The 1,780-nt window shown below is 68.6% G+C and carries 1 protein-coding gene; it reads left to right on the top strand.

The annotated features are described in order from the left end of the window. Positions 1 to 925: 925 nt before the first annotated feature. On the top strand, positions 926 to 1,597 hold the full coding sequence (locus tag FV222_RS25030) for a TrmH family RNA methyltransferase (RefSeq protein ID WP_246685652.1): 672 nt from the start codon (positions 926 to 928) through the stop codon (positions 1,595 to 1,597). The last annotated feature ends 183 nt before the right edge of the window (positions 1,598 to 1,780 follow it).

The raw sequence follows: 1,780 nt of genomic DNA, 5'->3' as shown, positions 1-1,780 counted from the left end.
CCGCCTATCCTCCCGCTGCCACCGCCGCCGCCGCCCGCGCCGGCTGCAGTGCCCGGTCCGCCCGCTCCACCTGTTCCGGAATACGTCAAGCTATCTTGGCCGGGTGTACCGCCTCCGGTGCCGTTTACTCCGTTTCCGCCCTGACCACCCGCCATGTCCCGCTCCCATCCCGCATGGCCTGGGCAAGCCGCGTGGGCTGCGCCGGGCACGTCCTAGCGCCGAGTCTGGCGCCTTGATTGATCCCGCCAGCCGTAGCGGGCAGTCCAAGTCAGAAACAGGGCAGCGTAGCCATAACAAGCGTTGATTAAGCATTACTCAGCGCAGTCCTGGGACTGATCAGCGTCCGTGTCAGTGGCGCCACAGCATCATCCTGGCTCACGGTCTCGTCTGATCCCGCATCACCGCCCTGCCACCATGTCGAGCAGCGCGATCCCGGCCGCTGCCACGACGTTGCCCCTGCCGCCCCAGGGTAGAGGCTCTGCCGCCATGACCGGCAGCGCGACCTCCGGCGCCTCGGTCCGGCGGATGGTGTCCGGGACGAACTCCGATCCGTACGCTTCCCAGGGTCGACCCCGATCCAGACAGCCGTCGCGCCATTAACTTTTCCAGTTCCTGGGCGATGTCGTGCAGCACTTGCTCCACCAGGGGCGGCCACGGCACCTCGTAGGCTTGAAGCAGCTTCGCCGCGTCCAAGAGGGCATCGATCTGCATCGGCAGGATCGGACCGCGGACCATCTGCGCGTAACGAAATCGGCCGGCGAGCACGAATAACGGCCCTAATTGAATTGCTTCCACAGCGCTTCCGACCGCACATGGCGCCGCGTCACAGTCCCGCTATAACTCTCTTACTAAACACTTTATTTGATCCTCGCTGCTTTCGACTGTCGCCTTCGAGGGCATCGAGGCGCGTGCCGTCGACGTCCAGGTGCAGATCATCCCCGGCGCGGTCCACTTCAATGTGGTCGGCCTGCCCGACAAGGCGGTGGGCGAGTCGCGCGAGCGGGTGCGCGGTGCGCTGATCGCCTCCGGGCTGGCGATGCCGGCCAAGCGCATCACCGTGAACCTCGCGCCTGCCGACCTGCCGAAGGAGGGCTCGCACTACGACCTGCCGATCGCGCTCGGCGTCATGGCGGCGATCGGCGCGCTGCCGGCCGACGCGCTGCTGCTGGCCCTCGACCAGATCACCGATCCGCACAATGTCGGCGCCATCGTGCGCACCGCCGCGGCCTTCGGCGTCACCGGCATCGTCACCACGGCGCGCCACGCGCCGGGCGCCACCGGCGTGCTGGCGAAATCCGCCTCGGGCGGCCTTGAGCACGTGCCGTTCCTGGTGGTCCGCAATTTGGCCGAGGCGCTGATCACCCTCGGCGAGCAGGGGTTCACCCGCATCGGCCTCGATTCCGACGCCGAGACCGGCCTCGACACGCTCACGCCGACGCGGCCCGCGGTCATCGTCCTCGGCGCCGAGGGCAAAGGCCTGCGCGAGCGCACCCGCGCCTGCTGCGACGTGCTCGCCAAGATCCCGTTCACCGGCGAGATCCGCAGCCTCAACGTCTCGAACGCCGCCGCGATCGCCCTCTACGCCCTCGGCCGCTGATTTTTCGGACCTGCCGGACCGGGTGTCCCGCAGGTGGCGTCCGGACTGGGCGCGGCGCGGGACACACCCGCGTCGCCCAATCGCAAAAAATTAGATGCCTTGGCCGGCGACCTCGCGGGCGACGGCGCGCCGGCCGATGTCGCGGCGGCAGAACCCTTCCGGCCAGTCGATGCGGGCCACGGC

The sequence above is a fragment of the Methylobacterium sp. WL103 genome, from assembly GCF_008039885.1.
Lineage (GTDB): Bacteria > Pseudomonadota > Alphaproteobacteria > Rhizobiales > Beijerinckiaceae > Methylobacterium > Methylobacterium cerastii.
The sequence above is the reverse complement of the archived record's forward strand: the minus strand, read 5'-3'. Positions and strand labels throughout refer to the sequence as shown.